A 26,210-nucleotide genomic window follows, 5' to 3' on the forward strand; every position below is an offset into this window, starting at 1 on the left:
CCAGCCGGACCTTGAGGGCGATGGCGGCCGGGGGCATGCACGATCATCTCGGCGGTGGCTTCCACCGCTACTCGGTGGACCGCTACTGGCACGTTCCCCACTACGAGAAGATGCTCTACGACCAGGCGCAGCTGGCACTTCTCTACCTGGAGGCGTGGCAAGCGGCGGGGGATGCCAGGGACCGGGAGGTCGCGGAGGACATCTTCGGCTATGTGCTCGGAGAACTTCTCGATCCTTGCGGGGCCTTCCATGCGGCGGAGGATGCCGACAGCCTGCCGGAAGCGGGGGCTCCGGAGAAAAAGGAAGGGGCGTTCTGGGTTTGGGAAGCAGGGGAGATCTACCGCCTGCTCGACTCCCGGACCGCGGCGGTTTTCTGCGCCGCCTACGGGATCGAGCAGGATGGCAATGCCCGCCCGGAGAGCGATCCCCACGAGGAGCTGGTCGGCATGAACACCCTCTATCAGGCGGCGGGGATTCCGTCCTTGGCGGAACAGTTCGACCTGTCCGAGGAGGCGGTCCGGCGCCTGCTCGCCGGCGCCTGCTCGGTGCTGTTGGAAGCGCGGAAAAATCGGCCGATGCCGCATCGCGACGACAAGATCATCACCTCGTGGAACGGCCTGATGATCGCCGCCCTGGCTCGCGGCGGACGGGTGTTGGAGCGGCCGGATTTGACCGGGGCCGCGGCGACCGCCCTCGATTTCATCCGGCGCGAACTGTGGGACGGGGAGAAGTTGTGGCGCAGCTACCGGGGCAAGCGCGGGGCGGCCCCGGGATTCGCGGCGGACTACGCGTGCCTGATTTGCGGGCTGATCGAAATGCACGGCGCGACCGGCGAGGCGGCGTGGCTCGATTGGGCGGCCGGGTTGCAGTCGGCGCTCGACCGGCTTCATTGGGAGGAGAGTCGCTCCGGCTATGTCGTCCGGACCGAGTTGGGTGGCGAGGAACTGCTGGCTATCCGCGAGGATTACGATGGTGCGGAACCGGCGGCGAACCACGTCGCGGCGGTGAACCTCCTGCAACTGGCGACCCTGCTGGACGAACCGGCCTACGCCAAGCGGGCCGAGGTGATCCTGAGGGCGGGAGCGAAGGCGATCGAGACGCGGCCTTTTGCAGTTCCCGTTTTGATCGCGGCGCTGGACCTGCATCAGCGCGGCGTGGTGAAGATCGAGGTGCGGGGCGAGCCGGGGTTTGCCGCGGCGTTGCGGGAGACATGGCTCCCGCGAGCGGTGTGGACCCGGTCGGAGGGCGATGGCGACGTGGTGGTCTGTGCGGGGCAGGTGTGCCTGCCCCCGGTCACGACGGAGGCAGGGTGGCGGGAGATCGTCGGCAAGTTGTAGGGCTCGCCGGGCAAAACTTTTGCTTCCGCGCGTTGCCGGGCGGGGGCTAGAGAGGGGTGGATGATGGAGTGTGAATTCCTCGGCTGGGACCGGCCGTTCCTGGGCTTGGCCGTCGAATGGCTGTTAGAACGGCGCGACGCGATGCCGGCGATGCTGGTGGTGGTGCCGACCGCCCAGGCGGGGCGTCGCCTGCGCGAGGCCCTGGCGGAGTCCACGGGCGCGCTGCTGGCTCCGAAAGTGGTGACGCCCGGCCATTTCCTGGATACCGGCGAGGCGGCGTCCGACGCGATCGAGCTGCTGGCATGGATCGAGACCCTGGAGTCGACCCGTGATTGGGAGCCCTACACGGCGGCCTTTCCGGTGCCACCGGGAGAAGGCGAGGCAGCGGGTTGGGCGATGGGGCTGGCGAAGTCGCTGGCCGGGGTTCGGATGAGTTTGCAGGAGAATGCCCTGACCCTCGGTGATGCCGCCAGGTGGCTTTCGAAGACCGTCGAGGCCGAGCGCTGGCAGGCTCTCTCCGGCCTGGAGGGGCGGGTTGAGAGGCGGCTCGCTGCCTGGGGTTACAAGAGTCGCAGCCGCCTGCTGGCCCAAGGCGGCTTTCAGGTCGCCCCGGGCGTCCAAAGGATCGTGCTGGCCGGTGTCGCCGATTTGCCGGGCGCGGTCCGGAATGTTCTCGGCCAATCCACGGTGCCGGTCACCGTGCTGATCGGCGCTCCGGCAGGAGAAGAAGCCGGCTTCGATGCGCTGGGGCAGCCGGTGGAGGCGTGGCACAGCCGGGTGATCGAATGGCCGGAGCCGGGCGATGTGGTGCTGGCTGCCGACCCGCGCTCGCAGGCGGCCGAGGCCTTGCAACGGGTGGCCCGGGCCGGCACTCCGTCCGATTCGCTCGCGCTGGGATCCGCGGACGAGGCGACCGCCGGTGAGCTGGTGCGGGCGTTCGGGCGGGCGGGTTGGAAACTCCACGATCCCTCGCATGTGCCTTCCGCGCCGCTGCTGGCTTGGCTGGGAGCCTGGCGGCAGTTCGTGGCGCAGCCGGGAGCGGCGGCGGCGATCGATCTGTTAGGGTTTCCGGAAAGCGGTGTTCTTGTCGGCGGGCGGCGCGCCCAGCGGGTCGCCGCCTTGTCAACGGCGCGCGACCAATGGCTCGCCCGCGGGCGGGAGGACCTGCAGCGGATCGCGCCGTTGGAGCGACGCCAGCCCGAAGGGGTGGAACTGGCGGAGGCCACCCTGGCCGCGCTGGAGAAACGCCGGACGACGTTCTTGGGTGAAGGTTTCCATGCGGGAATGCGGCGGCTGCTGTCGATGATCGATCCGGAAGGTGAGCGAAGTACTGGGATTCTCGGCTGGCTCGATACGACGTCCGGTGTCGCCGGCGAAGTCCGGCGCGATCCGGGGTTTTGGATCGACCTCCTTCGCGGCACCGCGCCCGAGCCGGTGGCCGGAGCTCCGGACGACCGGGTGCTCGACGTGCAGGGATGGCTGGAGCTTTTCCATGAACCCGGCCGGCACCTCGTGGTGTGCGGGATGAACGAGGGCTTGGTGCCGTCGCGGGCCAGCACCGACGCGTGGCTGCCGGAGGGCACGCGGAAGCTGTTAGGCCTGTCCCATGACGGCACGCGGGCGGCGCGGGATGCTTATCTGCTCACCGCGATGACCGCGGCCCGTCGTCACGACGGCCGGGTCGACCTTCTGTTGGCAAAGGCCGGCGCGGGCGGTGACGTGCTGCTGCCGTCGAGGCTGTTGCTGGCGGCGGGCGAGGAGGATTTGCCGGCACGGGTCGGCCTCTTGTTCCGCGAGGTCGAACCGCCGGACTCGTCGCTGGCGTGGACCTTGGACGATGCCTGGAAATGGCGGCCGCGGATGGTCGGGAAGGAGTTGCGAATCGGGGTCACGTCGTTCGCCGACTATCTGGCCTGTCCTTTCCGCTTTTACCTCAAGCACGTCGCCGGGATGAGCGCGCCCGATCCGGAGCGGGTCGAATGGAATGCCCGCGATTTCGGCAACGTCGCCCACGTCGTGGTGGAGCGCTGGGCGCTCGATGCCGAGGCCCGCGACTACTCGAAGACGGAAGCCATCGAAGCCTGGGTTCACCAGGAGCTGGACCGGGTGTTGGCGGAGCGGTTCGGCGCCAAGGTGCCTCTCGCCGTGCGCATCCAGCGTGAGTCGATGCGCCAGCGCTTGTCCTGGTTTTCGAAAGTGCAGGCGGCCGAGCGGGCCTCCGGCTGGCGGATTGCGGAGGTGGAAAAGAAATTCGAGATCGAGATCGACGGGGTGACGCTGGTCGGGCGGGTGGATCGCATCGAGCGCCATGACGACGGCCGCCGGCGGGTACTGGACTACAAGACGACCGCGGCGGCAGCCGTCGTCGAAAGCGCCCATCGGACGGCCGTCAACGCCGCGACCCGCTTGCCCGTCCATCTCGAGAACGTGGCCGAAGTCCTGTGCACTTCTCCGGACGGCAAGGCGAAGCGCTGGAAGAACCTGCAGCTGGCACTCTATTCGGTGGCCCTCGGCGATGTCGATGAACTCGGGTACTTCGCCTTGGGCGCGACCGAGGGCGACGTGAAGATCTCCCTTTGGGACGGGTTTTGCCCCGCCGACCGGGAGTCGGCTGCCGGCTGCGCCCGCTGGGTCATCGGCAAGGTCCGGGACCGAGTCTTCTGGCCGCCGGCGGACAAGGCGACCTACGACGATTACGAGGTGCTGGCCTTGGGCAGGACCCTCGGCGAGACGGTGGCCTGGGAAGGAGGTGCCGCGTGAGCGAGCCGGGGATCCTTTCCAAAAACCTCATGATCCTCGCTTCGGCGGGATCGGGAAAGACCTTCCAGCTCGGCAACCGGGTGATCGGCCTGATCGGGGCCCGCGAGGTCGACCCTGCGCGGATCGTCGCGCTCACCTTCACCCGCAAGGCGGCGGGCGAATTCGCCGACTCGGTGCTCTCGAAGCTGGCGTCCTGCGCGGCCGATCCCGCGGCTGCCGCGGCCCTGTGCCGCCAGGTCGGCGCGACTTTCGAGGTGCCGCCGGTGCTGTGGCGGGTGGTGCGGGCCTTGCCGGCATTCCAGCTCGGCACGATGGACGGGTTTTTCGCGAAGATCGTACGAGGTTTCCAGTATGAGCTGGGCCTGACCGGCGGGACCTTCGAATTGATCGAGGGACCCCGGCTCGAGGCGGCGATGGCGGACATCCTGACCGAGATCCTGGGAACGGCTCTCGAGCACGGCGGCGCGGAGGAATTCCTGCAGGCCTTCCGCCGGGCGACGCTGGGCAAGGAAGGGCAGGGCGTGCTGAGGGACGTGGAGCAGTTTCTGGGGCAATGGCACGGCTGGTGGAAGTCGGGCATCCCGCTGGAAAGCTGGGGCGCGGAGGCGGTCTTCGGCGGCTTGCCGGAGGTCGATGCCTGGGAGGAAGGCAAAAGGGGGCTGCTCAACACGCTCAGGCAAGGGGAGCTGCCCGACCCGGCGGCGAAACTGGTGGACCAGTTCGAGCTCCACACCGTCGGTAGCGGGAGGATCGCGAAGGTCGGCGTGTTGTTCGACCGCCTGCTCGAGGCGGTGCCCGGGGAGGGCGAAATCGAGGTGAAGTTCCGCAACAAGCCCCACCGGTTTTCCGCCAGGACCTCGGACCTGTGGCGGGAAGTCTTCCGCCTGCTGGCCGGCTGCGAGCTGGCGGCGGCGGTTGCACGGACCCGGGCGGTGGCGGAGCTGGTCGCCGGGCTGGACGGGGAATGCGAGCGGCGCTTGCGCCGGAAGGGCCTGCTGGGCTTCGACGACGTCAAGCAGTTGATGGGGCGCTGGACGCGGGACGAGGAATCGAGGCTGCGGCGCGAGGCGGTGGATTTCCGGCTCGACGCCCGCTACGACCATTGGTTGCTCGACGAGTTCCAGGATACCAGCCGGGCGGAGTGGAACGGCATCGTGCCCTTGTTGGACGAAGCGGCGAGCCGCGAGGACGGGTCGCTGTTCGTGGTCGGCGACCGCAAGCAGGCGATCTATGGTTGGCGCGGCGGCGACGTTAGCTTGTTCGACGAGGTCGAGCGGCGCTACGGGGCCAACGATCACCTCAAGCTGAGGACCATGCCGGAGTCGTGGCGATCGTGCCCGGCGGTGCTGGAGCTGGTGAATGCGGTATGCGGCGACGTGGCGACGATCCGGGAGCTCTTCGGCGCTGAAATGGCACGGCGCTGGCCGTGGGAGGACCACGTCTCGGCGAAGCCTCAGCTCACGGGCGAGTCCCGGGTCGAGGTGGTCGCGAAGGACGACCGCGACGAGCGGCTGGTGGAGCTTTTGCGGGAGATCGGGATCGGCGGGCGGAACCTCACCTGCGGGGTGCTGGTGCGGACCAACGCGCAGGTGCGCGCCACCGCATCCTTGCTGCGGGAGCACGGCTTCGACGTGATCGAGGAGGGCCGCCGGCAGCCGGTCGCCGACAATGCCCCCGGGGTTGCCCTGCTGCATCTGGTGCGGTGGCTGGCCGATCCGGCGGACGCCTTCGCCCGGCAGGTGGTGGCGATGTCGCCGTTGCAGCCGGTTTTGGAATCGATCTATGGCACCGCTTGGTACGAGGTGTGGGAAGGCTCCCTGAAGGATGCCATCGAACACGGTTTCGCGACAGCGGTGGAACAGTGGATCGAGCCGTTGTGGGACGAACTTTCCACCTTCGCGCAACGGCGGGTGGGGGATGTGATCGGGGCCCTGGCCGAGTTCGATGCGGCGGGTGCCGGGACGCCCCGCGAGGCGGCGCGATGGCTGGCCGATCTGGAAATCCCGCAAAGCCCCGGCGCGGCGGCCGTGCAGGTGCTGACGGTCCACAAGTCGAAGGGGCTCGGCTTCGACGTGGTGGTGCTGCCCGAGATCGAGGACACGCAGGTGCCAAATCACGGGGATTTCAACGTGGCCCGCGGGCGCGTGAACGGGGAGCCATGGTTGCTTGAGCCGCCACCGGCGTGGGTGCGGAGCCTGGTGCCGGTGATTGGCGAGGCGGAAAATGCCTGGGCCGATGACCAGCGCTATGAGGCGATGTGTGTGCTCTACGTGGCGCTGACCCGGGCGAAGCGGGGCCTCTATGTGTTGCTGCCCGAAGTGCCGAAGAGCCGCAAGGACGCGGACGAATGGGCGTCGATGGCGAATTGGATCTCGCGTTCCGGAAGTCAGGATGGACCGGTCATTTTCCAGTCGGGCGATCCGGCGTGGTGGCGGGAGGTCGGGCATCGGGAGGTCCCGGTGAAGGATTCGGTTCCCGCCCTGGCTGCCGGTTTCCCGTTGCGGGATCGCGTGACGCCATCGGGCGCGAAGAAGGAAGCTCCGGCGGGTGTCGCCTCGGCGTCGGGCATGGCCTTCGGTGCCGAGGTGCACGAAGGGTTCGAGAGACTGTCGTGGGTCGATGAAGAACCGTTCGAAGCCGCCGCGGGCGCCGGCGGGGCATTGATCGCGGAACTACTGGAAATATCCGAGATCCGGGCGGTGTTCGAGCGTGGCGGACGCAGGGTCGACTTGTTCCGCGAGCAGCCGGTGGAATCGGTGGCCGGGAAGACCTGGCTCAGCGGTGTGATTGATCGCCTGCACCTTTTCCGCGATGAAGCGGGTCAGGTCGAGCGCATCGAGGTGATCGATTTCAAGACCGACGCGGTGGAATCGGCCGACCAACTGGCCGGGCGATATGTCGGCCAGATGCAGGCCTACCGGGAGTTGATGACGGGTGCCTTCGGCGACGTCCCGGTGAAGTGCCTGCTGCTGTCGACCAAGCTGCGAGCGTGGGTGGAGGTGTAGCTCAAGTCGCGGGGGCGACCCGTTGCAGCAGACGGCCGGCGAAGAACGCGATGAAGGGGATGGCAATCATTGCGTAGTAGAAACCTTGATCCCCGAATGATAGCTTGTGGAACTCTAGTCCAACGGGTAGGAGAAGGATTGCATCGACCAAAGGGATTCCGGCAAGCAATGCCGAGACGAGGGCAGATGTGGGTCTGCGGTAGACGGTGAGGCTCACAACAAGCCAAATCGTGAAGGGTATCATTCCCGTCCAAGCGATCGTCGGCTGCAGGGGGAAAAGAAGGCAAGGCATGGCCAGGAGCGGAAACCACAGCAGGGTGCGGGCAATGATCTTCGGGCCGCGTGGTGGATCCGGCATGCTTTCATAGCGTGCGGAAAGCGAAAGACCGGCGATGTAGGCGAATAGTCCGCTGGCAAGTGTTGCCACGATCCCAAAGAGAATCAGAGCGCTCTTGGGATTCCGCCAGAACAGCTCAGCGAGCTCATAGTGGTTCCAATCCGAAAAGACGCCGAGGAAGTACAATCCGGCCCGGCAGAGACCCATGGGAACTACCGACCAGATCGTCTGTTTGTGGATCCGTGTATAAACGATGATCGAAGAAAGGATGAGCAGGGCGATGATCCCGCATGCGATCGACGCGAAGAAGGCCACTGCAATGCCTGCGGACGCAGTCGCGGCCGCTGCAACGAGGTAAGTTGCAGGTCGAAAAGTCCCCGACGGCAAAGCTCGCTCCGGACGACGGGACTCGTCCCAGTTCCGGTCGTACCAATCGTTTGCAAGGTTGCCGGCAAAGTAGAGCAGCAGCCCTGCTATGACCGGGGCGACGAAGAGATGGCCCGGGACTTCTGGGACAACCAAATTAAACAGGGTAGCACCTACGAACACTCCGAGGCACACGTTGCTCACCACGCTCGGCGCGTTGGCGATGCGCAGGGTGGCGAGGAGGGAGCGGGTGCGGGTCACGACGGGGTTCTAGTGGCGGCTTGAGAGGGCGGCAAGACGTAGCGCAACGTTCCACGTTGCGGGCGGGGGCGGCGGGTTCGGGAAGTTTCGGCGCGCAGGGCGAGACGAGGCAGTGCCCGTACGCAACTTGCAAAGTTGCGCTACTTCAGCACCCAGCGGTATTCCGCGGCGATCTGTTCCTCGACCGGACGCTGCATGTCCTGCGGCAGCACGCCCCAGGTGTAGGTCTCGATCTCCCAATGCGAGCAGAGCCCGGGGACTTCCTTCGCCAGTTCCAAGGCGTCGCGCGAGTGCTGGCGGGTGCTGCGGAGCGGTTCGGCCGGGGCGGCGTCGAGCGGGATGTGGAAATGGACGCGCCATTGCTCGGCGTCGCGGCCGTCGGGGGTATCGAGCGAGGCGATGCCGTCCGGCAGGTCGGTGAAGCGCTCGATGCGGCCGTCGGGGTGACGGGCGAGGACCTGGTGGAGGTAGGTCGGCTCGTCGAACTTGCGCAGCGCGTCGACGGCATGCGGGACACGGGGGTCGAGGGCGAGGGCGGACGAGAGGTGGATCTTGGAAATCCGCAGTCCTTCCCCGCGCAAGGCGTTGAGGGAGTCGCGGGCTTCCTCATACTGGAGGGCGAAGTGGCAGCAGTCGTAGTTGATGCCGATCCGCCGCTTGATCATTTCGTGGTCCCCGGCGTCGCCGAGCAGGCGGTCGAAGAAGCGCAGGGTTTCCTCGGTGTTCTCGAAGTGGCCGCGGGGTTCGGGCTCGAGCCCGAGGTGGAGATCGCGGCCGGAGATGTCGCTGAGGGCATCGACGAAGCCGGCGAGCTCGATCAGGTTCTCGCGGATCAGCGACTCGTCGGCCTCGAACTCCTTGAAGGATCCGGGGAGCGTGGAGACCGAGCCGTCGATGCCTTCCGGGACGAGCTCGGAGACGATGGTGAACAGCTCCTTGGTGTATTCGAGGCGGGCGGGATCGCTCCAGTCGGGGCGGAAGACGTTGCGCTTGACCCGGGTGCCGTGGAAGTCGCCGTAGGGAAAGCCGTTGATGGTGAAAACGTAGGCGTTCTTGGCGGCGAGCCAGTCCTTGAATTTCGCCAGTTCATCGCCGCGGAGGAGTTCGGTCGCCGCCTTGGCGGACAGTCGCAGGCCGATGGCGTAGGCTTCGTAGGGGGCGACGAGGTGGCGGACCTTCATCGCATGCGTGTCGAGCGCCCGGAAGGTGCTCGGCCAGTCCTCGGCGGGATGGATGTTGGTGCAGTAGGCGAGATGGCCGTGGGGAAAACGCATGGCGGGGGGAATCTCGGCCGACGACCGGGGATTGTCGAATCTGGAATCGTTAGGGCTCAGTCGCGGCAGGCAACGACGGTGATGATCTGGGCTTCGTCGTCGACCGGGATTTCCGCATCGAAATCGGCAACCGCGTGGAGCGGCTTGAAGCCTGCCTTGGCGAGCAGCCCGCGGAGTTGGCGCGGGGTGAACCAGCGGAGCGTCTGGCGGGACGTGTGCTCGTCCAGCAACCCGCCACCGGCGTCGAACAGGGAGTAGCGGTGTTCCCGGTCGAGGATCCGGGACTTGCGGTCGAGGCGGTGGCGGGTTTCGACCGCCGCGGAACGGCCGTCGGGCAGGCGGGTCCGGTGGTCGTCGTACCACTCGCCTTCCGGCAACTCGCCGTGGAGTTCGGCGAGCGGGATGAAGACGCTGAGATAGATCACGCCTCCGGGCCGGAGGAGGCGGTGGAAGTGTTCCAGGGCCGCGGCGGGATCCGGCGCGAGCTGGAGGGTGAAGGCCGGCAGGAGCAGGGCAGCGTAGGTTTTGCCGGGTTCAAAGGTGAGCATGTCCGCTTCGTAAAGCACGGGATCGAGCCCCAGTGCCGACGCGGACTCGCGGCACATGGCGAGCATTTCGGCGGAGAGCTCCAGTCCCTCGACCTCGTGACCCTTCTGCAACAGGGGCAGCAACAGGCGGCCGGAGCCGCTGCCGACTTCCAGTGCTGGTCCGGGATGGTCGCGCAACACTTCCGCCATCAGCGCGAGTTCGGCGGGCTCGCCTTCGTCCGCCCAGAAGGCGTCGTGCAGCCGGGCTTCAAGGGACGTGTAGGCGCTCACGGGGGGAGCTTGGAACGGGCCGGCGGGCGAGGGCCACTTCATTTTGGATCCGCTTGGCTTCAGGGAATCGCGCGGCAGCGCGGGTAGTGACGACCGCCTCCGGTCGGCCGAGGGGGTTCAAGCCTACCGCTTTCAGCCCTCCAAAATGAGGTAGCGCCGGCGGGCGGACGCGGCACCCTTGACAGTCCCGGGACGCGACCCTTGCTTCGGCGATGGCGATCCGGTTCAGGGTGCTTGGCGGAGCGGGGCGGGACAATGCGCTGTTTGTCGAAGTCGACAGCGGCCAGGGCATCCAGCGGCTGTTGTTCGACTGCGGCGAGGGGTGCTTGCAGGAGCTTGAGACCCATGAGGTGCAATCGATCGACCACCTGTTCTTCTCGCACTTCCACATGGATCACGTGGCTGGGTTCGACGGGTTTTTCCGTGCGAATTTCAACCGCGAGAGCCGCGAGAACCACCTCTGGGGGCCGCCGGGCAGCGCGCGGATCCTGCAGCACCGCTTCCGCAGTTACCTGTGGAACCTGCATGAGAACCTGGGGGCGGTGTGGCATGTGTCGGACATCGGGGAGACCGGAGTCCGGACCTGGCGCTACCTCTTGCCCGAAGCATTCGAGATCGCTCATGAGGAGCCGGCGCTGGTGCGGGGCGGCCGGCTGGTGCTCGAGCACGAGGATTACACCGTCGAGGCGATGGCGATGGACCACGGGACGCCGTCGATGGCCTACAAGGTGACGGAGACCACCCGCTGGAACATCGATTCCGGCCGGCTGGCGGCGATGGGTCTCAATCCCGGGCCGTGGCTGAAGCGCCTGAAGGATCCCGACGCCATGCCCGACGACGAGCGGATCGGGGAATTCCGGGCGGACGAGCTGCGGGACGCCTTGATGGTGGCGACGCCGGGCGAGTCGGTGGCCTACCTGACCGACTTCCTGATGGACGAGGGCTGGATCGAGCAGCTGGCGGAGTGGTTGGGCGGCTGTGAATCGGTGGTGTGCGAGTCGCAATACCGGGCGGCGGACATCGACCTCGCGCGGAAGAATTTCCACATGACCTCGGTGCAAGGCGCGGCCCTCGCGAAGTGGATCGGGGCGAGGGACCTGGTGCTGTTCCACGTCTCCAGCCGTTATTTGCGGGAGGACTGGCGGGCATTGCTCGCGGAAGCGCGGGAGGTATTCCCGGCGACGCGCTTTCCGGACGGATGGGGTATCGGGTGAGGTCGCCTGATGATCGCCGGAGGGCCTTGGACTGCTGCGATTTTTCGCAGCTTTGGGGCGGGCTTCTATCTTTGGGCAGCGGCGAAGCGAGAAGATGGCTCCAGGGTCTTCGAACGAACCGCCTGAGCATCCATCCGGAGAGCGGCGAAGGATCGCAGCAGTCCAAGGGCGGCTGCGCCGCGGTCAGGGGGCTAGGCGTGCTGGCTGGCGAAGAAGACCTCCATGCGGTGCTGCATGTCCTGGTAGAAGCGCTGCTTGATCGACTCCAGCGCGGCGAGCTTTTCCGGGCCACCGTGGAAGGCGGCTTCCTGCTCGATACGCATCTTCTCCGCGAAGGACTTCTCCATCTCGATCAGTGAATCGAGGAATTCCTGGGCCGCGCGGCTGTGCTCGACGCCGTCGATCAGGGCGTTCTCCAGCCGCTTGTTGCGGGTCACCGCGATCAGGTTGCCGGCGGCCAGGCGGTCCATGTAGCGCTGATGGCTGCTGCGGAAGGCGCGGTGCTCGCCGTCGAAGCTGATCTCGTCCCGGTCGAGCAGGGTGTCGTAGGGACCCGGCTTGGTGAAGAACTTCACAATCAGCGGAATGGTGTCGACCAGCATGAACAGCAGGGTGAGGACGATGTAAGTGGCGAGCGCGAACTGGCCGCCTTCGCTGCCGGCCTTGAACAAGCCATGGAGGGCGAGGGTCTGGGTGAGGATGTCCTTGCGCGGCTCGGCCCGGATCGCGTCGATGCGCTCGCGTTCCTCGGTGGCGACGGCGGCGAGCTCGTTCTGCGCGCGGTCGAGTTCCTCGAGGCGGGTGTCGATCTGTTGCTTGATGGTGTCGCGCAAGGCGTCCTGCTGGGTGACAAAGGACGTGGCTTGGCTTTCCTCGACCTGTCGTTTCAGCGCGGCGACGCGTTCTTCCTCGGCTTTGTTGGCAGCCTCGATTTCGGCGAGGCGGGTTTCAAACGAAGCGATCGCGCCTTTCTCCGCCTCGCGGACCTGGGTCTGGAGCGTTGCCTTCTCGGCACTGAGGTGTTCGAGGAGGGATCCGAGCCGCTTGGACTCCTCGCGGCGGGGTTCGAGCTGGTCGGAGCGGATCGACCTCGCCCGCGGGCCTTCGCCACGGAGGCCTGAGCGCTGGCCGTTGAGCTCGCGCTCGAACTCGGCTTGCCAGAAGCCGAGCTCGGTCTGGAGCTTGGCGTACTGCGGGGAAAGTTCATCCGACTGCTGGTTGACGGCATCGAGACGCAGCCGGAACGGCGCGGTCGCCTCGTCGGTGGCGGCCTTCAGTTCCGCCTGCTGTTCGGAGGTCAGGCCGGGAATGGCGGCGGTCGCGTCTTCCTTTTCCTGGATGATGAACTTCGCCTGGAAGGTCTCGTTCCACTTCTCGCGCTGGACGGCGATGGCCTCCTCAAGCTGGGTGATTTCCCCGCGGACCTTGTCCTTCGCGACGGCGAACTTGCCGCGCTCCTGGCTGACTTCCACCGATCGCTCCTCCTCGACCACGGTCTGGATGGTGTCGCGGAAGAGCAGCAGGACCAGCGGGTGGGCGATGGTCAGGCCCATCAGGACGGCGACGACCAGGCGCAGCGAGAACTGCATCATCTTGCGCCACCACGACAGGAAGGGCCGGTAGCCGGCGAGCAGTGCGCGGTCGATGGTGAGGATGATGAAGGCCCACACCGCGGCGACCGGGTAGATGACGCGCGGGTTGTCGGTCAGCGTCGAGAGGGCATAGGCGCAGGCGATGAAGGCGAATGCGCAGGGGACCAGCACGGTCGCTCCGAAGGCGACGTACTTGCGCTGCTCCCAGTTCGGGCACTGCTCGAGGGTTTCGGTGCCGGCGCCGGACAGCCAGAAGAAGAGGCGCTTGAAGGGATTGGACCGGTTCATGGCGATGAAGTGCAGGATGAAAGCGGGGAATTCACCGGAAAGCGAGGCTGCTGGCGATTCCGGTCATGAAAACGCACGGGACCTGAGCGATTTCTCATGCGGGGGAAGTATTTTCCCACCGATGTCATCGCCTCATGCCGGTGCGGTGACCTCCACCGGCGGAGCGAGGAGGTAGAGGGTGGTGCCGGCAGCGACCTTGGCGAGGTCGACGGGTGCGGGGCGGAGTCCCTTGGCGTCGGCGAGGAACATCACCAGGGCATCGGGATTGGCTGCCTGGAACTGGGCGAAGTCGAAGACCTCGGTGATCTGGGATTTCTTCATCTCATGGCCGGCGGCGATGCGGTCGGCCATCGCATGATGGTCGGGTCCGCCGGCGAAACAAATGCGGCTGCGCAGGTCCTCGGCGGCGGCCTTGCGGTGGTGGCCCTTGCCGCCATTGCCGTTGTGGTCCCTGCGGTCGACGGGCTTGAGCTGCCAGACGCCGGAGCGGCCGAACTGGTGGATGAAGCGGAACGCGGCGATCGAGTTCACCTCGTCGTTCGGGGTGCCGGCGATCAGGTGGCCGAGGCCGTTGAAGTCGAGCTCCTCCTCGGCGAACTCCGACAGGATGTTCGCGCGATGGGCCTCCAGCCCGAGCATCTTGGCCGCGGAGATGTTCGGGTAGTTGGTGTCGAGCAGCATCACCCGGTGACCGTCTTCATGGAGGATTTTCGCCGCGGCGCGGGCCCAGGGGTCGGCACCGGCGAACAGGATGCCGGTGGCGTCTTTTGCCGCCAGGCCGAGCCGGCGGGCCAAGGGGGTGGCGGTCAGGCCGTAGATGCTGACGGTCCCGATGATCACCAGGAAAACCAGTGGCACGAGTTCCCGTGACTGCGCGGCGATGGCGGGCGAGAGCGACTCGCCGAAGCGGCCGGAAGTGGCGGCTTGTTCGAACTCCAGCGCGAAGATCGAGGTAACCGCCGCGGCGACGATCCCGCGCGGTGCGAGAGCGGCGAGGAAGGTGCGTTCCTTCAGCGTGGTCTTCTTGGACCCGATCAGGCCGAGGAAAACCGACAGCGGGCGACCGACCACAATCAGGAACGCGAGGAGCAGCAGTCCTTTTTGCAGCGAGTCCATCAATGTCAGCGGTGCGATCCGGCCGGAGAGGACGAGGAACAGCGAGGAAATGATCAAGGTGCGGAGGTTCTCCTTGAACTCGAGAATGTGGCGGACCGAGACCGACTTCTGGTTGGCGAGGGCGATGCCGAGGACCGTCACCGTGAGCAGGCCGGCCTCCTTCTCGATCTGGTTCGAGCCGGTGAAGGCGACGGCCACCACCGCGAGCAGGAAGACCGGCTGCAGGTAGTCGGGGACCAGGTGGTGCTTGAGGAGCTGTTCGACGCCCTTCGCCACCAGCAGCGCTCCGAGCACGCCGACGACGATCATGATGCCGATCGCCTTCAGGGTGTCCGACTGGGCGGCGTCGAGGTTGGGGGCCATGGCGACCTTGAACACCAGCACGCCGAGGATGGCTCCGATCGGGTCGACCACGATGCCCTCCCATTTCACGATGGAGGCCATCTTGCGGGTGGGATTCACGTGCCGCAGCAAGGGCGCGATGACGGTCGGGCCGGTGACAGTGAGAATCGAGCCGATCAGCGCCGCGATGCGGATGTCGTAGCCCAGCACCTTGGCCATGAAGACGGTGGTCAGGCCGAACGACAGCGCCACGGTCAGGGTACAGAGCCGTAGGATCGGCAGTCCGGATTCCTTCAACTCGGCGAATTTCAGCGTCAGGCCGCCTTCGAAGAGGATGATGGCGACGAACAAACCGACCACCGAGAGCAGCGGGCTGTTGTGGCCGTCGCCCTCCGCGAGGAAGTCATCGATCCGGACGTCCGCGAACTGCCCGAAGGCGAATCCGAAGGCGAGCAGGAGAAGGATCGAGGGCAGCTTGAATTTCCACGCCAGCCATTGAGCTCCGACGCCGAGGGCGAGGATCAGGGTCAGATAGACCAAGGGAGACATCTTGTGGGCGGTCTCGGCAAGGAGGAGAAAGTCGGGCATGCGGGGGCATTTCAGCCGCAGGTCGCGCGCCGGACGATGGAAAAATCCGCATGATTTCGGAGCGGGCGGGGAGAATCGGCCGCAAGCCGGGAGCGCCGACTTCAGTCGGCTTGGACGGTGGTTGGGGGGGGGGGATCCGCCCGCTCCCACGGGTTCAACGATGGCTTGCCGGGGTAGGTGAAATTCACCGTCGGTTGGGGAGGCGCGGCAGCGGATGGAACGGAGCGGCCACAGGCCATCCGTCCAAGCCGGATGAATCCGGCGCTCCCGGGGTCGCCTTCCCGCTCGCCATCGCCGCTGCCCGCCGTTAGCACACTGGCGATGCCCAATCGCTTCTATGGCGCCTTCGACACCGAGCGCTTCTCCGGCAAGTCCGACGCCGGGGATTTCCGCACGGCCTTCCAGATCGACCGCGACCGGGTGCTGCACACGCCCGCCTTCCGCCGCCTGCAGAACAAGACGCAGGTGTTCTGGAGCGGGGAATACGATTTCTACCGGACCCGCCTGACCCATTCGCTGGAGGTGGCACAGATCGGACGGTCGATTTGCCACTGGCTGAAATCGATCGATGAGACCCTCAGCGACGACTTTTTCATCGATCCCGACCTGGTCGAGGCGGCCTGCCTTTCGCACGACCTCGGCCACCCGCCCTTCGGCCATGCTGGCGAGCGCACGCTCAACCACTTGATGGCGCCCTACGGCGGCTTCGAAGGGAATGCCCAGACGCTGCGGCTGCTGACCGAGCGGATCTTCTCCGCCCGGCGCACCGGCATGGATCCGACCCGCGCCTTCCTCGATGCGGTGCTGAAGTACAAGTCGCTGTGGAGCGAGCGGAAGCACGCTGACGGGGAAGCGCCGGAGAACCATTTCCTCTACGACTTCCAGCACGGTTGGCTCGACTGGGCGATGGGCGGAAACGACTTCCCGGCCGAGCTGCCGCCGGGCGACACCCGCGACGGCTTCAAGTCGATCGAGTGCCAGATCATGGACTGGGCCGACGACACGGCCTACTCGCTCAATGACCTGGCCGACAGCGTGCGCGCCGGTTTCCTGCGGATCGAACGGATCGAGGCGTGGGCCGAAAAACGCGGCGAAACCACCGGCGAGGGGACTCCGCTCGGGGAGTTGATCGGGTCGATCCGCAAGCGCCGCGTCGATCCCTTCGTCGGCGCGCGGATCGGCAAATACATCAAGGCCACCTCGCTGGCGTCCGACGTGAATTTCCTCAGCGGCACCAGCAACCGCTATCGCTACAAGCTGGTGGTCGATCCCGTCTTCAAGGCGGAGTCGAAGATCTTCAAGCGCCTGGCCTACGAGGTGGTGTTCCTGGCGCCGCAGCTCAAGCAACTGGAGCACAAGGGCAATTATCTGTTGCACGGCCTGTGGAAGATCCTCGAGACGCGCTACGTCACCAGCGACAACATCGACGGCCAGAAATTCCAGCTCCTGCCCGACGACGCGGCCGACGAGATTGCCCAGGCCGCCGGTCCGGAGGACAAGGCGCGGCTGATCTGCGACTTCCTGGCCGGCATGACCGACGGCTACGCGGCGCGGATGTACAAGCGCCTGTTCACACCGGACTTCGGCTCGATCGGGGATTTGATCGGGTGAACGGGCGATGGCACTTCTTCCGGGCGCCGGCTTGACCGTTGGTGGTGAATCCGTTCATCTGAACAGAGTTGATGCCCGCCGCGCCCTCCAAAGTCCTGACCCAGACGCCGCTCGATGCGCTCAAGAAGCATTTCGGGCACGGCGGCTTCCTCGACGGGCAGGACCGGGTGGTCGAGCAGATCACCAGCGGCCGCGACGGGCTGGTGGTGATGCCGACCGGCGGGGGAAAGTCGCTGTGCTACCAGCTGCCGGCCCTTTGTTTCAAGGGGGTCACGCTGGTGGTTTCGCCGCTGATCGCCCTGATGAAGGATCAGGTGGACGCCCTGGTGGCCAAGGGCATCCCGGCGACCCTGATCAACTCCTCGGTTTCCTGGGAGGAGCAGAAGGAGCGCCTGGACGGCATGCGGTCCGGGCAGTGGAAGCTTGTCTACGTGGCGCCCGAGCGCTTCCGCGCCGAGTCGTTCCTGAGCGCTCTCAAGGGCGTGGAGGTTTCGCTGTTCGCGGTCGATGAAGCGCACTGCCTCAGCCAGTGGGGACACGACTTCCGGCCGGACTACATGCGGCTCGGCAAGGCGCTCGACAAGATCGGCCGGCCGCAGTGCGTCGCGCTCACCGCCACCGCCACGCCGGTGGTGCGCCAGGATATCCTCGACGTGCTGCGCTTGCGCGAACCCTTCGAGGTGATCAGCGGTTTCTCCCGGCCGAACCTTTCGCTGGCGATCACCCCGGTGGAAAAGAAGCAGCAGAAGTACGATCGTATCCGCGACATCGTCACCGCGAACAAGACCGGCATCATTTACTGTGCGACGCGCAAGAAGGTCGAGGAGGTGGCCGAGACCCTGGCCGCCTGGCGGATGAAGGCGATCGCCTACCACGGCGGGATGAGCGACGTCGACCGCGCGAAGGCTCAGGACATCTTCCTTGAGAAGAAGGCCGACATCGCGGTGGCGACCAACGCGTTCGGGATGGGCATCGACCGCTCCGACGTCCGTTTTGTCATCCACTTCGAGATCCCGGGCAGCATCGAGGCCTACTACCAGGAGGCCGGACGAGCCGGGCGGGACGGCGAGGCGGCGCATTGCGAACTGCTCTTCAACTATGCCGATACCCGGACCCAGGAGTTCTTCATCGACGGTGCCAATCCGGGCGCACACACGATCCGGGAGGTTTACCAGTACCTCCTCAACCAGGCGGACAAGGAATACGAGATCCATCGCAGCATCGATGACATCGCCGAAGGCGCGGGGGTAAAGAACTCGATGTCGGTGAGCAGCGCGCTCGCTTCCTTGGCGCGGTCCGGCTACATCGAGCGATTCGACATTCCCGGCAAGCGCCAGCGCGGGACCCGGCTAAAGCGTCCGGATGTCTTCGCGAGCGCGCTGGAGATCGACGAGGCCGCGCTGGAGGAGAAGGATCGCCGCGACCGCGACAAGCTCAAGTCGATGGTCGAAATGTGCTACGCCCGGGCCTGCCGGCAGCAATGGATCCTCGAATACTTCGGGGAGAAGGATGCCGATGCCTGCGGCAACTGCGACGTCTGCCGGGATAGCGGCGGCAACGATCGCCGTGAACCGACGGCGGAGGAGGATCTCACCGTGCGCAAGGCCCTCAGCGGGATCGCCCGGATGTCGCGGCGCACCGCCGGCGGATGGGAAGGGAAGTTCGGGCGCGGCAAGATCGTCCAGATGCTGTGCGGGAGCCGGTCGCAGGAGATCCTTTCCAGCGGGCTCGACCAGCTCACGACCTACGGCCTGCTCAAGACCCAGGGGACCGGTTACGTCAACTCGCTGATGCGGGCGATGGGCGAGGTCGGCTTGTTGAGGGTGGAGTCCGGCGAATACCCCCTGCTCACGCTGACCGAGAAGGGCGACAAGGTGATGCGGGGGAAGGGGAAGTACCGTCTTGCCTGGCCATCGGCGACGGGCAACGCGGGGATCGTGGAGGGACTGCAGGACCAGGGGTTCGATGGCGGGGTTTACGCCGCGCTCCGGGACCTCCGGGCGAATCTCGCGCAGCGCGAACAGGTGCCGCCCTATGTGATTTTCAGCAACAAGACCCTCGAGGCCCTGGCCCGCTACCGCCCGGCGACCATCGCCGAGGGCCTGGCGGTGCCGGGCATCGGCGAGGCCAAGGCGCAGCGCTATCTGCCGGCGTTCCTCGAGGTGTTGAAGGACTTCCGCTAGCCGGTGTGGACCCCGCCCTTTGCGGGTCGATGGTGGCGTGATGTAACATTAAAGGTCTTGAAAAAAGATCCTAGGGCTCAATTTTCAGACTGCGCTCAAAGCTGACGGGCGTCGCAGGCCGGCCTCCCCGGTTGGGGGGGAATCTGAATTCCGGTTGAGATGTCCCGATCGATTGACTACCCAGAGGTTCATGTACGCTGAAAAACCCATGTTCAGTCCCCGTGCAATCCGCTTCCCCCTGTTCGCCGCGGCGTGCCTGTTTTCAGCAGGCATTTCTTGTCTGCCGGCCCAGGTCGGCGGCCTGGACACCCCGCACGCGGTGGCGCCTTTTTTCAATGGTACCTTCCCGGTTTCCGCTCCGGGTTCCGCTTCCGGCTGGGATACCGAGAACGCCTTCCCGAACCTGACTTTCGTGGATCCCCTCTGGCTGACGGAGGTCCCCGGAACCAACGATCTCCTGTTGGTGGGAAAGAACGGGCAACTCTGGCGCTTCGAGAACGATCCGGCCGTGACCCAGGGCGAGGTCGTGAAGGTCCTGGAGTGGGAAGCGAAGACCCAGTCCTCCGAGGACCAGGGTTTCTACAGCCTGGTCTTCCATCCGGGATTTGAGACGGCGGCGGAGGCCGAGAAATACGTCTACGTTTGCTACAATCACAAACCGGCCCTTGCGGGAGCCGACTCGAATCACTCGTTCTGGCGGGTCTCGCGGTTCAATTGGCAGACCGCATCGGGAACGATCGATCCCGACAGCGAGTACGTCCTGATGAACCAGTATGACCGCTGTCGCTGGCACAACGGTGGGGCGATGTTCTTCGATGAGGAGGGCTACCTCTACATCAACTGCGGCGATGGCGGGGACAGCGGCGAAGGCGGCGGCCTGAACGGACCCGACGGGGCACTGAGCCGGACGCAGCGGCTTGACTGGGGGCTTTTCAGCGGGGTGTTCAAGATTGACGTGGACTTCGATCCCTCCGATCCGAACTCCCGTTCGCACGCGATCCGGCGCCAGCCGCAGAGCCCGACCAACAAGCCGGCCGGTTGGCCGGAGAGTTACACGCAGGGTTACGGGATCCCCAATGACAACCCCTGGCTCGACGAAGGGGGATCGGTCCTCGAGGAGTACCACTCGCTGGGCCTTCGCAGTCCCCACACGATGCACTACGACTCGGTAAGCGGGGAGATCTGGATCGGGGATGTCGGAGAAGGGTCTCGCGAGGAGATGACCCGGGCCCCCAAAGGCAGCAATGCCCAGTGGGGCTACATGGAAGGAACGATCGGCGGTCCGGGGGCGCCCGCGGTTCCCGCGATCGGCACCGAGGAGCCGCCCGGCTACGACTACAATCGTAGCATCGGGACCTGCATCATCGGCGGCATGCGCTACCGTGGCTCGAAATGGGCGGGGCAGCTGGGCGGCAAGCTCCTCTTCGGTGATCACGTCCGGGGGCGGATCTGGACGGCGACCTTGGATGCCGGTGGTGGCGCCCCGGTGGTCGAAGAGATCGTCGCCGGCTTCCACACGGGCAACAAGGCGGGTCTGGCGAACTTCTGCACCGACAGTGCCGGTGAGGTTTACCTGATGGATGTCAACGGAACCAACCAGGCCGGCGGGACGATCCGGAAGCTGACAACCCAGGGGATCTCTGCCGAGCCGCCGCAGTTCCTCTCGGAAACCGGGGTGTTCACCGACCTGTCCGCCCTGGCGGTCGCACCCGGGGTGATCCCTTACAACGTGGGGAATCCCCTCTGGTCGGATGCTGCGGCCAAGCAACGCTGGATCATCCTGCCGAACGACGGGGTTCATGACAGCGCGGCGGAGAAAATCGTTTTCAGTGAATCGGGGAACTGGTTGTTCCCGGCAGGGACCGTTCTGGTGAAGCACTTCGAGGTGCACCCCAACGAGCAGGATCCGTCGCAGGTGCGGCGCTTGGAAACCCGTTTCCTGGTTTGCACCGAAGGGGGAGGAAAATACGGGCTGACCTACCGCTGGAATGCCGCCGGCACCGACGCCGAGTTGCTGACCTCCGGTGACGTCGAAGATTTTGAATTCACCTTCGAAGATGGCAGCACCGAGATGCGGCATTGGGATTTCCCGTCGCGGGCGGACTGCCTGCTCTGTCATAACAGTGCGGCCGGGCAGGCCCTGGGTGTGCGCACCTATTCCTTGAACCGCAGCTTCCACTACGACGAGACTGGCCGGGACGCGAACCAGTTGGTGACGTTCAACCAGCTTGGCATGTTCGATCGGGACCTGACGTCTCAGGAGATCCTCGACTTCATCGAGGCGCGGCCGATCGATGATGAGTCCGCGCCCATCGAGCATCGCGTGCGATCCTACCTGGATTCCAACTGTTCCCATTGCCACCGGCCCGGCGGCCCGGTGGACTACTTCGACGCACGGTTGGGAACCGCGCTCAACGTGCAGGGCCTGATCAACGGGATCATTCAGGGACATTTCAGCCTCGGGCCCGATGGTCGTTACCTGAAGCCGGGCGACCCGGACCTGTCGGCGTTGCACGTCCGCATGAACAACGTGGGCAACGGTGCCGCGATGCCGCCGCTGGCAAAGAACTTGATCGACCAAAAGGCCGTGGACCTGCTGCAGGAATACCTGAACAGCCTGACCGAAGAGGAATTCCAGACCACGGCGTCGCCGGATGCCCGCTACGTGCGGTTGACGGCGCTGAGCGAAGTCAACGGCAACGCCTGGACATCGGTCGGGGAATTCACGGTGCTGGACGGCAATGGATCGGCGATCCCGATTTCAGAGATCTCGGTCGACGACGTAGACAGCGAGGAGACGGTGGACGAAGTGGCACCGGCAACGCGGGCCATCGACGGCAATCCCGATACCTTCTGGCATACTGAATGGGGTGCCTTCGAACCGCCGCCGCCCCACCATCTCACGATCGACCTGGGATCGACGAGGAGTGTCGGGGGCTATGTTTACACGCCACGGCAGGGGAACCAGAACGGCCGGATCGCCGGGTATGAGGTGCATCGAAGTGTGGACGGTCTGAATTGGACCTTGATGGATGCCGGAACCTGGCCGAACGGCGGGGATTTGCAGCGTTTCGACGGCGACGTGGGGCAGCGCAAGGCGAGGTGTCAGATCGCGGGGCCGGCGGAGACGGTGCCAGGTACATTCGACGTCACGGTGGTGTTCGACATGGAGGTCGGCGATTTCGATGCCGGGGATCTCGAGGTCAGCGGAGGAAGCGTCACGGCGCTCCGAGGCAAGGGCTACTACTACGTTGCTACGATTTCGCCGGCATCCCCGCAGGTGTCAGTGAGCGTGCCGCAGGATGCAGCCAACTCGGACGGGATGGGAAGCCGTTCCTCGTCGACCCTGCTGGTGGACTTCGTTGACACGGTGCCACCCGTGCCGGTCTTCAGCAGGGTGCCGCTTCAGGTGACCGGACCATTCCAGATCAGCCTCTCGTTTGGCGAGGCGGTGTCCGGCCTGGAGAGTTCGGATTTCGTACTGACCAATGCGACGCTGGATGGGATTACGCCGGACGGCGTGGGTTACCTGTTGAGCCTCACTCCATTGACCGAGGGTTCGGTGGGGGTCGCGATCTCGGCGGGGGCCGTGGTCGACGGCGCGGGGCTGCCGATGGGCCCGGGCACCTCGGTGTCGACGGTGTATCTCCAGCAAGTCCTCGCGCGCAACGCCGGCGAGGCGTCCTATGTGGGAGGGGGAATGGTGTTGGTCACGGATCCCGCCGCGCCACACGGTCAATACCTGTGGCTCCCGGAGGGCACCGACGGCAACAACTACCAGCTGCCGGTGAAAACCGAGCAGCGGGCGGAGTACAGCTTTGTGGTCCCGCGGGCCGGCCTATGGCTGGTCCGGGGTTTAGTCCAATCCTCGGACAATTCGTCGGATTCCTTCTGGGTGGAAATCGATGGCAATCAGGCGACGGGCACGATCAACACCTGGGACACCGGGCCGGTCGGACCGGGATATGTCTGGGACTACCTGAACAACCGGAATGTCGCCGACCCCGTGGTCCTGGACCTCACGGCCGGGGGGCACACGGTCACCGTTTATGCCCGGGATGACGGGACGCGGCTCGACCGATTGGAGCTGGAAAGCGTCCGGCCGCTGGTTTTCCTGACCGGTCCCGCCGGCATCGTGAACGGCAACTTTACCATCTCGGTCGAATTCTCGGAACCGGTCACCGGACTGGCCGCGGAGGATTTCTCGATCACCGGTGGATCGGTCACCGGATTGACCGGAACTGGCGCATCCTACGCCCTCGAGGTTGCGCCGGCAGCCGGGACGGTGCAGCTCTCGCTTCCGGAGAACGCCGCCGTCGACGGTGGCGGCGCCGGGAACCATGTTTCGAATGAAGTCTTCGTGTCCTACCGGACTCCCTATGAGCAGTGGGCCTTCGACCACGGGGTCGACGGCTCTGCGGGCTCCCAGCTTGCCGACGAGGATCACGATGGGATCGAGAAACTGTTGGAATTTGCGTTCAACCTCGACCCCTCCCTGTCCGATCGGGCGACCTACGATCCCGGGGTGCTTCCGGGGTCTGGCTTGCCCAGGCTGGTGATGGCGGCGGAAGCTCCCGGCGGACCGCAACTGGCACTGCAATACCTCAGGCGAAAAGGCGTGGCCGGCTTGACCTATGAACCCCAGTTCGGTGCCACCTTGGACGACTTCGGTGCGGCGACGGGCGCGCCCGTGGTCGAGGATCTGGGCGAAGAGTGGGAACGGGTCACCATTTCCGATGCCGCCGGGGCCGGGGCACCGCTTCGGTTCGGGCGGGTGGTGGTCACCATGACCCCGCCTTGACCGGCGACCGCTTTGGGGACAGGGTGCGCGCGATGTCCGCCAGCAAATCGGTCCTTTTCGTCTGCACCGGAAACACCTGCCGCAGCCCGATGGCCGAGGCGCTGTTCCGGGCTGCGGTGAAGGAACGCGGGGATTTCGAAGTTCGCTCGGCCGGCGTCGCCGCCTACCCCGGGGATTCGGCGAATCCCGAGACCCTGCGCTTCCTCCAAAGCCGCGGGATCGGGCTCGATGGTTTCGCCAGCAAGCCGGTTTCCGAGGAGCTGTTGGAGCAGGCGACCCACGTGTTCGCGATGACTTCCGGCCACCTCCATGCGCTGGAGTCGATGTTCCCCGAGTTCTCCGACAAGTTCTTCCTGACCTGCGAATTCGTGGAGATCCCCGGGCGAGGGGTTGCCTCCGACCTGCCGGACCCGATTGGCATGGGGCGGAAAGCCTACGAGGAGGTCGGCAAGACACTCGATCTCGCGATTCCGTCGATCATCGCCTTCATCGATCAGACCTGGCAGGCCGCCGATCCCGATTGAGAACCCGCCGGGAGCCCCGGTTGGTTCAGGTGGAGTTCTCGCCGGCGCGGAACTTTTTCACTTGGAACTTGAAGCCCGCGCGTCCATTTCCCTCACGCCCCAAGCGATCATCATGAGCCAGAAGTCCCTGCGTATTGCCCTCGGCGCCGATCACGGCGGAGTTGTCCTCAAAGACGAGCTTGTCGCCCACCTCAAGGCAAGCGGTCATGAAGTGACGGATTTCGGAACGCACGGCAGCGAATCGGTGGATTACGCCGACTTCGCGAATCTCGTCGGCCGCTCGGTCTCCGACGGCAGCAGCGATTTCGGGGTGGTTTGTTGTACGTCGGGTGTCGGCGTTTGCATCGCCGCCAACCGTCACCGCCATGTCCGCGCCGCGAACGTCCGCAGCGTCGAAGAGGCGATCATCACCCGCCAGCACAATGACGCGAACGTGCTGTGCCTCGGCGGCAAGACGACCGATTTCGGCACCGCCTGCGCGATGCTCGAGGCGTTTTTCGACACCTCTTTCGAAGGCGGCCGCCACGAGCTCCGGGTCTGCAAGTCCTCCGGCTCCCGCATTGCCGAAAACGATCCCGAGGTTTATGCCGCAATCGTCGCGGAAGAGCGACGCCAGCGGAACAACATCGAGCTGATCGCCTCTGAGAATTTCGCCTCGCCTGCGGTCATGGAGGCCCAGGGATCCGTGCTGACCAACAAGTACGCGGAGGGTTACCCCGGCAAGCGCTGGTATGGCGGCTGCGAGAATGTCGATGTCATCGAGCAGCTTGCCATCGACCGCGCCAAGAAGCTCTTCGGGGCAGACCACGCGAACGTCCAGCCTCACTCGGGTTCGCAGGCGAACACCGCCGTGTATTTCTCCGTCCTCAAGCCCGGTGACAAGATCCTGACCATGGACCTGTCGCACGGCGGTCACCTGACGCACGGCCACAAGGCGAATTTCTCCGGCAAGTTCTACGAGGTCACCCACTACGGCGTCAGCAAAGACGACGAGCAGATCGACTACGATCATCTCGCCGAGCTCGCCCGCGAAACCAAGCCGGCGCTGATCACCTGCGGGGCCAGCGCCTATTCCCGTGTCATCGACTTCGAACGGATGGCGAAGATTGCACGCGAAGTCGGCGCCTACCTTTTCGTCGACATGGCCCACATCGCGGGCTTGGTGGCGGCCGGGGTTCATCCCAACCCGGTCCCGCACGCCGACTTCGTCACTTCGACGACCCACAAGTCCCTGCGTGGTCCCCGTGGCGGGATCATCCTTTGCAAGGAGGAGTTTGCGAAGAAGATCGACTCTCAGGTATTCCCGGGCATCCAGGGAGGGCCGTTGATGCACGTGATCGCCGCGAAGGCGGTGTGTTTCGGCGAGGCCCTGAAGCCGGAGTTCAAGGCCTACCAGGAACAGGTGGTGAAGAATTCCCGTGCGCTTGCCGCGCGCCTGACCGGCCACGGCTTCCGGATTGTTTCGGGAGGTTCAGACAATCACGTGATGATGGTGGACCTCCGCGCCAAGGAGCTGAACGGCGCCGAGGCCTCGCACGCGCTCGATGAAGCGGGTATTACGGTCAACAAAAACGCGATTCCCTTCGATACCGGCACCCCGATGAAGCCCAGCGGGATCCGCATCGGCACGCCCGCGGTGACGACCCGGGGCATGAAGGAGCAGGACGTCGAACAGGTTGCGGACTTCATCGCGGAAGCCCTGTCCGCGATCGGCGACGAAGCGAAACTCCACGCGATCCGCGACAAGGTGTTCGCTTTCAACCGCGCGTTCCCGATGCCCTGGTGACGGGGCC

General features: G+C 65.6%; 14 protein-coding genes. 9 read left to right on the top strand and 5 right to left on the bottom strand.

Annotation, left to right across the window (positions count from 1 at the left end):
* The 3 genes from IG178_RS03060 to IG178_RS03070 all read left to right on the top strand — a co-directional run.
* On the top strand, positions 1–1,337 hold a 1,337-nt coding region (locus IG178_RS03060; RefSeq protein WP_193211034.1), incomplete at its 5' end, for a thioredoxin domain-containing protein.
* A gap of 63 nt (positions 1,338–1,400) precedes the next feature.
* Positions 1,401–4,097 (top strand): PD-(D/E)XK nuclease family protein, encoded by a 2,697-nt coding sequence (locus IG178_RS03065; protein ID WP_193211035.1) that lies wholly within the window; start codon positions 1,401–1,403, stop codon positions 4,095–4,097.
* Positions 4,094–7,102: a UvrD-helicase domain-containing protein gene (locus tag IG178_RS03070; RefSeq protein ID WP_343225920.1), complete on the top strand. Its 3,009-nt coding sequence runs from the start codon at positions 4,094–4,096 to the stop codon at positions 7,100–7,102. Before IG178_RS03065 ends, IG178_RS03070 begins: the two co-directional genes overlap by 4 nt.
* Position 7,103: 1 nt before the next feature.
* Here IG178_RS03070 and IG178_RS03075 read toward each other — a convergent pair whose 3' ends face one another.
* From IG178_RS03075 to IG178_RS03085, 3 genes are all read right to left on the bottom strand, one after another.
* Positions 7,104–8,066: a UbiA family prenyltransferase gene (locus IG178_RS03075; RefSeq protein WP_193211037.1), complete on the bottom strand. Its 963-nt coding sequence runs from the start codon at positions 8,064–8,066 to the stop codon at positions 7,104–7,106.
* A gap of 140 nt (positions 8,067–8,206) precedes the next feature.
* Positions 8,207–9,340 carry a metabolite traffic protein EboE gene (gene eboE / locus IG178_RS03080; protein WP_193211038.1) on the bottom strand — a complete coding sequence of 378 codons (1,134 nt, stop codon included), beginning with the start codon at positions 9,338–9,340 and terminating at the stop codon, positions 8,207–8,209.
* A gap of 56 nt (positions 9,341–9,396) precedes the next feature.
* A complete protein-coding gene (locus tag IG178_RS03085; RefSeq protein WP_193211039.1) occupies positions 9,397–10,158 on the bottom strand; it encodes a methyltransferase domain-containing protein in 762 nt (253 codons plus the stop codon).
* 212 nt (positions 10,159–10,370) lie between these two features.
* Between IG178_RS03085 and IG178_RS03090 the strand changes: the two genes are divergently transcribed.
* Positions 10,371–11,372 carry an MBL fold metallo-hydrolase gene (locus IG178_RS03090; RefSeq protein WP_193211040.1) on the top strand — a complete coding sequence of 334 codons (1,002 nt, stop codon included), beginning with the start codon at positions 10,371–10,373 and terminating at the stop codon, positions 11,370–11,372.
* A gap of 191 nt (positions 11,373–11,563) precedes the next feature.
* Here the strand turns inward: IG178_RS03090 and IG178_RS03095 are convergent, their stop codons facing one another.
* Positions 11,564–13,252, bottom strand: coding sequence for a DUF4407 domain-containing protein (locus IG178_RS03095; RefSeq protein ID WP_193211041.1), 1,689 nt, complete (start codon positions 13,250–13,252; stop codon positions 11,564–11,566).
* A gap of 132 nt (positions 13,253–13,384) precedes the next feature.
* A complete protein-coding gene (locus IG178_RS03100) occupies positions 13,385–15,298 on the bottom strand; it encodes a cation:proton antiporter (protein ID WP_193211042.1) in 1,914 nt (637 codons plus the stop codon).
* Positions 15,299–15,619: 321 nt separating this feature from the next.
* Here IG178_RS03100 and dgt point away from each other — a divergent pair, with 321 nt between their 5' ends.
* The 5 genes from dgt (at position 15,620) to rpiB (ending at position 26,203) form a co-directional block, all read left to right on the top strand.
* On the top strand, positions 15,620–16,909 hold the full coding sequence (gene dgt, locus IG178_RS03105; protein WP_193211043.1) for a dGTP triphosphohydrolase: 1,290 nt from the start codon (positions 15,620–15,622) through the stop codon (positions 16,907–16,909).
* A 71-nt stretch (positions 16,910–16,980) separates the two neighbouring features.
* Positions 16,981–19,092 (top strand): RecQ family ATP-dependent DNA helicase, encoded by a 2,112-nt coding sequence (locus IG178_RS03110; protein ID WP_193211044.1) that lies wholly within the window; start codon positions 16,981–16,983, stop codon positions 19,090–19,092.
* Positions 19,093–19,300: 208 nt separating this feature from the next.
* On the top strand, positions 19,301–23,893 hold the full coding sequence (locus tag IG178_RS03115; protein WP_193211045.1) for an Ig-like domain-containing protein: 4,593 nt from the start codon (positions 19,301–19,303) through the stop codon (positions 23,891–23,893).
* A 32-nt stretch (positions 23,894–23,925) separates the two neighbouring features.
* Positions 23,926–24,417, top strand: coding sequence for a low molecular weight protein arginine phosphatase (locus IG178_RS03120; RefSeq protein WP_193211046.1), 492 nt, complete (start codon positions 23,926–23,928; stop codon positions 24,415–24,417).
* A gap of 112 nt (positions 24,418–24,529) precedes the next feature.
* Complete coding sequence (rpiB, locus tag IG178_RS03125) at positions 24,530–26,203, top strand: ribose 5-phosphate isomerase B (protein WP_193211047.1); 1,674 nt, start codon at positions 24,530–24,532, stop codon at positions 26,201–26,203.
* The last annotated feature ends 7 nt before the right edge of the window (positions 26,204–26,210 follow it).

The organism is Neoluteolibacter marinus (assembly GCF_014904755.1).
In the GTDB taxonomy this organism is placed as follows: Bacteria; Verrucomicrobiota; Verrucomicrobiia; order Verrucomicrobiales; family Akkermansiaceae; genus Haloferula; species Haloferula marina.

Coding starts and splice junctions, on each gene's coding strand:
- IG178_RS03065 (WP_193211035.1), top strand. CDS start 1,401: ATGGAGTGTGAATTCCTCGGCTGGGACCGGCCGTTCCTGGGCTTGGCC.
- eboE (WP_193211038.1), bottom strand. CDS start 9,340: ATGCGTTTTCCCCACGGCCATCTCGCCTACTGCACCAACATCCATCCC.
- IG178_RS03090 (WP_193211040.1), top strand. CDS start 10,371: ATGGCGATCCGGTTCAGGGTGCTTGGCGGAGCGGGGCGGGACAATGCG.
- IG178_RS03095 (WP_193211041.1), bottom strand. CDS start 13,252: ATGAACCGGTCCAATCCCTTCAAGCGCCTCTTCTTCTGGCTGTCCGGC.
- IG178_RS03100 (WP_193211042.1), bottom strand. CDS start 15,298: ATGCCCGACTTTCTCCTCCTTGCCGAGACCGCCCACAAGATGTCTCCC.
- dgt (WP_193211043.1), top strand. CDS start 15,620: ATGCCCAATCGCTTCTATGGCGCCTTCGACACCGAGCGCTTCTCCGGC.
- IG178_RS03110 (WP_193211044.1), top strand. CDS start 16,981: ATGCCCGCCGCGCCCTCCAAAGTCCTGACCCAGACGCCGCTCGATGCG.
- IG178_RS03115 (WP_193211045.1), top strand. CDS start 19,301: ATGTTCAGTCCCCGTGCAATCCGCTTCCCCCTGTTCGCCGCGGCGTGC.
- IG178_RS03120 (WP_193211046.1), top strand. CDS start 23,926: ATGTCCGCCAGCAAATCGGTCCTTTTCGTCTGCACCGGAAACACCTGC.
- rpiB (WP_193211047.1), top strand. CDS start 24,530: ATGAGCCAGAAGTCCCTGCGTATTGCCCTCGGCGCCGATCACGGCGGA.